The sequence below is a fragment of the Aeromonas sp. 1HA1 genome (assembly GCF_029237385.1).
Taxonomy (GTDB): Bacteria; Pseudomonadota; Gammaproteobacteria; order Enterobacterales; family Aeromonadaceae; genus Aeromonas; species Aeromonas popoffii.
Window position 1 is genome coordinate 49,330 of record NZ_JAACGC010000022.1, and the last position, 7,555, is coordinate 56,884.

3 protein-coding genes are annotated in these 7,555 nt (G+C 58.4%); 1 reads left to right on the forward strand and 2 read right to left on the reverse strand.

All coding sequences use genetic code 11. The features are described from left to right. Positions 1-6 precede the first annotated feature (6 nt). The gene (locus GWQ22_RS09485; RefSeq protein WP_108537916.1) at positions 7-606 is read left to right on the forward strand and encodes an arylesterase; all 600 of its coding nucleotides are present in this window, start codon (positions 7-9) and stop codon (positions 604-606) included. 84 nt (positions 607-690) lie between these two features. On the opposite strand, the gene GWQ22_RS09490 is transcribed toward GWQ22_RS09485, so the two are convergent. Then, a complete protein-coding gene (locus GWQ22_RS09490; protein ID WP_275930136.1) occupies positions 691-1,635 on the reverse strand; it encodes a chemotaxis protein CheV in 945 nt (314 codons plus the stop codon). A 311-nt stretch (positions 1,636-1,946) separates the two neighbouring features. Beyond that, the coding region (locus tag GWQ22_RS09495) for a type I secretion C-terminal target domain-containing protein (protein WP_275930137.1) at positions 1,947-7,555 on the reverse strand (5,609 nt) is incomplete at its 5' end.

The following is a 7,555-nucleotide window of genomic DNA, read 5'->3' on the forward strand; positions in this document are numbered from 1 at the left end:
GAATACATGACACGTTTCCTGTTCGCCTTGTGTTGCCTGGTTTCATCGGTACAGGCCCAGACCCTGCTGGTGCTGGGTGACAGTCTGAGCGCAGGCTATCAGATGCCAGCGGAGCAGAGCTGGCCAGCCCTGCTCAATCAGAAATGGCAGCAGCAGGGCGGCAAGCATCAGCTGGTCAACGCCAGCATCAGCGGTGAGACCACGCAGGGGGCCCTGGCCCGCCTGCCCGCCCTGCTCAAGGAGCATCAACCGGACTGGGTGCTGATCGAGTTGGGGGGTAACGACGGGCTGCGCGGGTTCGCACCCGCCATCACCCGTGACAACCTGGCCAGCATGGTGGCCTTGACCAAGGCGCAGCAGGTGAAAACCGTGCTGACCCAGATCCAGCTGCCCCGCAATTACGGAGCCCGCTACCTGCGCCAGTTCGAGCAGATCTTCCCTGAGCTGGCGGCTGCCAACCAGCTGCCGCTAATGCCCTTCTTCATGGATGATATTGCGCTGCGCCCTGAACTCATGATGAACGATGGAATCCACCCCACGGCCGCGGCCCAGCCGCTGATCCGCGACCGGGTCGCCAGCTTTATCGAGCCCCTGCTGACCCAATAACGCCCCAATAGCCATACGCAGAAGAGGGCCCTGCCGGCCCAAAACAAAGATCCCGCCGAGGCGGGATCTTTGTTTCCATGACCATCAGCGTTCCAGTATCTGGCGCAACCGCTCCTGAGCCACCCCGACCAGCAGGTCTGGCTGGAATTTGGAGATGAAGCGGTCACACCCCACTTTCTTGACCATGGCCTCGTTGAAGTTGCCACTCAGAGAAGTATTGAGCGTGATGAAGAGATCGGACATGCGGGCATCACTGCGGATCTCGTGGGTCAGGCGGTAGCCATCCATCTCCGGCATCTCCGCATCCGTGATCATCAACAGGATCTCGTCGGTCACCTTCTTGCCCGCATCGCACCACCCCTTGAGCAGATTGAGCGCCTGCAGGCCATCCTGGCACTCGATTACCTCAAGACCCAGCTGGGCCAGGGTTTCCCGCACCAGATTGCGGGCCGTGCTGGAGTCATCGACGATGAGCACCTTGCGGCCATGCATTTCGGGCAGTATCTCCCTATCCAACACCTCTTCAGAGATACGGATGTCGTAGGTGATGATCTCGGCCAGCACCTTCTCCACGTCGATGATCTCGACGATCTGGTCGATACCATCTTCGGGAATGCGGGTGATGGCAGTCAGGTAGTTGGCCCGCCCGGCGGAGCGCGGCGGCGGCAGTATGTCCTTCCAGGTCATGTTGACGATATGGGCCACCTGCCCCACCAGGAAACCCTGAATGGTGCGGTTGTACTCCGTGATGATGAGGTTGGACTCGCTGTCGATAGGCATGGCGCGCATGCCGATGGCGCTGCGCAGGTCGATCACCGGAATCGAGGTACCACGGATGTTGGCCACCCCGCTGATGTTATGGTGCGCCCCCGGCATCTTGTTGAGATGGGGCAGCTTGACCACTTCCCGCACCTTGAAGACGTTGATAGCAAACAGCTGTCGGGATCCCAAACGGAACATCAACAACTCCAGACGGTTCTCCCCTACCAGCTGGGTACGTTGATCCACTGAATCCAATATGCTCGCCATATAAAGCCCTTACGTCCGTTTTCCGAGTCTCGCCATAGTATAGAAGGGTCAGAATCCCAACACGACCCGTATTCTTATCCTATGTCGGCAAGATGATGACGGAACTTGATGAAAAAAAGCGAGATTCGGCTCAAGGCTGGGCTATCTGCACACTTATCAATAGCAAACTGGCCACTCGATCGCACCCCGGCTTGCCTGTGTGAGCCACATCCTTGATATCCGTGGCAAAACCCCAGCCATCAGTCCCACCATGGCCAGACATAAAAAAAGCGGCAGATTGCTCTGCCGCTTGTTGCCCTGCCCTGACGGGATTACTTGTCGATATCCAGCAGATTGTTGCTCAGCATGTAGTCGATCACCTGAGAAGAGGTAGACGCCGCGCTGCCGGTGAGACTGTCGAACGTGTGGTTCATCAGCACTATCTCCTGAGTCACCGAAGCCGTGCTGGTCTCCTTGACCTGCAGATGCACACCCTCGCTGTCCTGGAACACAGAGAGCAGGCTCTTCAGATCGTTCTGGTTGCGGGAACCATCGTGATCCAGCAGATCGCTCAGATCCAGCTTGTCACCCTCAGCTTTGGAGAAGTCAACCACGTAATCCTTGGCGATGGAGCCTGCCGTGGTATCCCCCTGCTGCCAGGTGAAGATATCGGCCCCCGCATCCCCCTTGAGGATGTCGTTGCCCAGACCACCGACCAGGATGTCGTTGCCCAGACCGCCACTCAGGGTGTCGTTGCCGGCACCACCATACAGGGTATCGTTGCCGCTACCGCCGTACAGGGTATCGTTGCCACTCTCACCATACAGGGTATCGTTGCCACTACCGCCGAACAGGATGTCGTTGCCGGCACCACCGAACAGGAAGTCGTCACCACCCTGACCAAACAGGATATCGTTGCCTTCTCCGCCAATCAGCACATCCGCCTTGTCATTGGTGGAGGACTGATCGAACTCGCTGGCGTGATCCGTGATGTAGTCATGAACCTGGGCATCGGTCACCGAACCGGCACTCAGCTTGCCAGCCACGTACTGCTTGATGGCCGCGTAGCCTTCTCCGTTGACGCCCGCGAAGTGAACCGCATCACCGAACAGGATATCGTCACCGGCACCGCCATCGATCCTGTCACTGCCCGGCAGGTTGTTGACGGAAGTACCCAGGATGGCGTTGGCCAGATCAGAGGCGTTGACCCCAGTCTGAATCACGCCATCGGAGTCATAGGACTTCAGGTCGTTGTAGGAGATATTGGCTCCCAGGCCGATCGCCTCCACCGTGACCCCCATCCCCGTCAGCAGGGCAAAACCGGCGACGGAGTTGGTAATCGTAGTACTGGAGGTATTTCGGCCATCACCGTCCAGAGTCGAGTAGGTATAACCACCCAGACCATCAGGGCGTATGTAACCAATCGCGGATACCTTGCCTGAAGTATCGCTCTTGTACACGATGCCCTGTGCATCAATCACAGTGAAGTTACCACTCTTGTATACCTGACCGGGTACATAGCCACTTTGCAGCAGCTGATTGAGATACACATCCTTGCTGTTGTTCGTGTAGTCATCAACCAGCGGATTGGAGCCTTCACTGCCCAAATAGTAAGTCGGCCTACCATCGGTAATGAAGTAAGTCAGGTTCTTGGCATTGCTGTTGCCCTGAGCGGTCGAACCGTTGAACCAGTTGGCCGTGGTCTTGAACACGTCCTCATAGTTGGTGCCGCCGCCATTGCTGGAGCTGCCATCCATGCTGTCGAGAATGGCTTGCAGCTGGCTCAGGGCATTGCTGTCTTTCAGGTTCACACTGACCGACTTGTTGGCCAGGGTATCGAAGTCCACCAGGAAGATATTGACCGTCCCGGCGCCATCGGTACCGGCACTCGCCTTGAGGCTCGAGAAGACCTGTGCCAACTGGGCCTTGATGGTATTCATGGCGGTAGCACCGATACTGCCCGAGCTGTCGACCATAAAGGCGATGTTGTAGTTCTGGCCTGACAACACCACGCTGCCGTCCAGGTCGCCGACCACGATATTGTGCTCGCTGCCGTAAACACGGTTTTGATCGCCCGGCTCCCCTTCTGTGGAGAGGAAGTAGCTCATGCGGATCGAATCCTGATCCGATGCGCTGCTGGCCTGGTCGGTCACCACCTCCTTGGCGATGGCCTCCACCTTGAGGTCAAACTGACCCGCATTGCTGCCCGGCACCCGCAGGGTCAGACCGGTCAGCTTGACGTCCAGTGAGCTCTGGTTCCAGAGGCCGGTGAGCGTCAGCTTGCCATCCGCACCAACGGTGCCCAACACAGTGCCGCCCTGATACAGGGTCGCCCCACTGGGCATGCCGCTCAGCACCAGGCTGTCGAGCTGTTCACTGCCATCCCGATCGGTAAGGGAAGCACTGATCTCGAGGGGATAATCCACCACGCTGGGCTGAACTGCCGTCAGGGTGCCATCGGTCTGATTGAACTGGTAGATGCCGTCATCAAACTGAACCAGCTCGATATCGTAGAGCGACTTGCTGATGGTGGTGCCATTCTCCTTCACCAGGAAGTTGAAGCCACCATCACTTCTGCGCTCGATGACATAGTTGGCGCGCGAGCCCATCAGCACGGCGAGGTCGGTACCGGCACCGCCATACAGGGTGTCGCCACCCAGTCCGGCGACCAGAATATCGTTACCCACGCCGCCATCGAGTGTATCGCCCGAGACAGAATTGCCACCGACTAGTACGTCATTTCCCAGACCACCGACGAAGTAGTCGCCGCCGCCCTTCACACTGACGATGTAGTCGTTGCCATTGCCGCCAACCACTTGATCCTGGCTGGCGGTGCTGTCGGTCAGGCTATTGTTGATCCCGAAGCTGCCTTTGTTGAAGTTGCCGCTCTGGAACGCACCGGTCGAGATACCGGACGACGGATATTGGGTATAGAGCGGCACGCCATTGCCGGTCAGGCTGATATCCACCACCGGCTTGTCAGCCACGGCAGCGATGTCAATCACCAGCTTGCCTGAGTTGCTCAGGTTGGCACCGTCGCTGATCTGGTAACCCAGGCTGGCGTAGTCCCCTTGCTGGTTGCCCGTCGTCGCACTGTTGCCATTGACGGTACTGGTGCTGGATTCATTGAGACCGGGCACAAAGCGCAGATGGCCACTGTCGATATCGGCGTAGGAGATGAGATCTCCTGCCTTCACGGCAATCCACTGACCGGCCGCATTGAGATACTCCAGCTTGCCATTTTGCGGCAAGGTATTGATCTGCACGCTCAGATCAGACGCAGCCTGATCATCACTGGCACCAAACTGGGACCATTTCAGTACCAGCGGAGTGTCTTCCGTCCCGACACCGTGTCCACCCGTGGTCACAGGGGCACGGTCGTTGTCGATGATGGTACCTGTGCCGTTCTGGCCACCCACGGTCACCGTCAGGGTCTCGTTCGCCTCGACCAGGCGATCGTTCACTGTCGGTATGGTCACGGTAAAGCCGGATACCCCGGCCGGTACAGTGATCTTGCCGGTGGCGCTGTTGTAGATAACCCCATTGCTAAATTGGGCAGTGCCCCAATCAAGGTTGGAAGCCGGGTTGGTACCGCTGCCCCTGATGGCGAAGTCAAACTGGGTCGCCTCCTGGGTCGCGTCAGACAGCACCACCGTATGCAGCAGATTGCCGCCTTCCGCTGCGCTCTCGCTGGAAACCGACTGCACTATCGGAGTAAACAGCGGCTTGGTCGCGAAAGAGCCCAGGCTGGAATCGCCATCCGCATCCACCACCTTGATCTGGAAGTCGATATCACCGTCACCCAGTGGCCTGGACATGTTCTGGTACTGGAAGAACTCCCACTTGCCGGTGGCCGGGGTAAATTCCAGACGGAACACCAGGGTGCCATCGCTGGCCTTACCTATCAGGGTATTGGTTGACTCCATGGTAGTGGTGATCAGCTTGCCGGTGGCCGTGGTCAACCCAGTCTCGTTGGAGCCGAGCAGCTGCATATAGCCCTTGCCATCAGCCCCCCACTGCGGAGTGACAGTGCCCGAACCGTAAGCGATGGCCGGTGCCGTGGTGGCACCGAGGAACTCTATGCTCTTCACCGTCAGGTCGCTGTTGTCCGAGGTATTGGTGTTGCCGTTATTGGTAGCCTTGATCACCATGGTGTCAAAGCCGCCTTGCTGCACCTGGAAGTTCTCGGCGTAATCGCCACTGGTCGCATTAGAGCTGAAGGTCTGAGTACCGATCAGCACACCAGCCCGGTAGAACTCGACCACGCCGCTCTCCAGCTCACCACCGAACATCTGGCTGAACTTGATGTTTGCACCATAGGCAACGGTGCCCGGATCCAGCTTCACAATTAACTGCTCGGAGGCAGAGGTTCCGTTCGCGAAGTGACGGAAGTCTATCTCGTTGGCGATGTTGTGGTACGGCCCGGCCACGCTGGATACCCCCAACCCTGCATTGGAACCATTGACACTGGCATCAATCAGAGTTGAGTTTGTTGCAGAGGTGAACCCCTTAGCTGTGATGGTAAAGCCAGCCAAATCGACCAGGGCCCTGTTGCCACTGAACTTGGTCAGATCAAATACCCCGATCAGCACATCTGGAATATTTGTCTTGACAACAGAGACTGCTGCGGCATCGCCAGCGATCGGCGCATCATCCTCGACGGTGACATTCAGCTTACCTGTGGTCGTGCCCTTGCCATCGGAGACCTTGACGTCCAGCTGGAACGACAGGGAATCCTCCTGGCCCTTGACCGGGTGGTCAAGCGGCGCCTTGAGGGTCAGATCATAGGCCCAATCACCCTTGCCACTGGCGTTCGGTGCGGTCAGCTTGACCTCGACCACCGCCTTGTAGCCGTCGCTTCCCAGGGTACCGGTATAGCCAACCAGCGTCTTGCTACCGGCGTCCCAACTCCACTTCACCTCGGCGCCACCAGAGGTCAGCCCTGCCGGTCCGCCCAGTGAAACAGCCACGCTGCTGCTGTCCACATCACCGACGGAGATAGTGCCGGACATGCTCTTGGCATCCGTGGTATCCGGGTTGCCACTGTCATCGGCGATGCCGTTGGGCAAGCCTTCTTCGGACACAATCGCACCATTGGAAATTCCCAGAGTCGGCAGATCGTTGACCGCTTCTACCCTGATGGTCACGGTGGCAGGAGTTGCGTCGGCCAGCCCTTCATTGTCTACGGCTACATAACTGAAGCTGGTGTCGCCATTCCAGTCGGCACTCGGTACAAAGGTCAGTTTGCCGGCATCCACAGCCTGAACACTCTGATTTTCCGTCACTGGCACGCCATCAAGCAGCAAGACACCATTGGCAGGCAAGCTCTTGATGGTAAAGCTCACGACAGTACCATCGATGTCACTGCCAGAGAGCGCAGGTATGGCGATGCTGGCAGCATCCTCCAGACCCCTGGCTTGCTTGTCCGCCGTCTCTGGGGCTTCATTCAAAATGGTTGCCATGTCGCTGCCCGGCAGGGATTCATTGCCGGCCTTGTCGGTCTGGGTCGCTGTCACCGCCAACGCCTTACCATTGGCCGGGGTCGTCTCCGTCCAGCTAATGGTCCCATTGTTGTAAACAAAGCCGTTTGCAGGCTGCCCGCTTGCCAACATCAGCACACCATTGACCAGCTTCAGCTCGACCGTACTCTCGGTGCCACCATTGTTGATGGTCAAGGTAACCTTGCCACCTGCAACCAGGTCACTATTGCTGACCCCGGCCCGCACCTGGATCTGATCATTGCCGATCTCCCCTTTGGTCAGCAGCTGGTCGTTGTTGGAGTCATCCACTATGACGACGGTCGGCGCACGGGTGGCCGTGGTGTCGACCCCGTAGCCTTCGCTGTCGGTCGCGGTGGCGCTGTTGCCCGCCGCGTCGGTGCTGGTCACGCTGGCATCGATGGTCTTGTCGCCATCGGCCGCCAGGTCGCTGCCCGCCACCA

Excerpts from the sequence above, each read along its gene's own strand:
- GWQ22_RS09485 (WP_108537916.1), top strand. The coding sequence starts at position 7 with ATGACACGTTTCCTGTTCGCCTTGTGTTGCCTGGTTTCATCGGTACAG.
- GWQ22_RS09490 (WP_275930136.1), bottom strand. The coding sequence starts at position 1,635 with ATGGCGAGCATATTGGATTCAGTGGATCAACGTACCCAGCTGGTAGGG.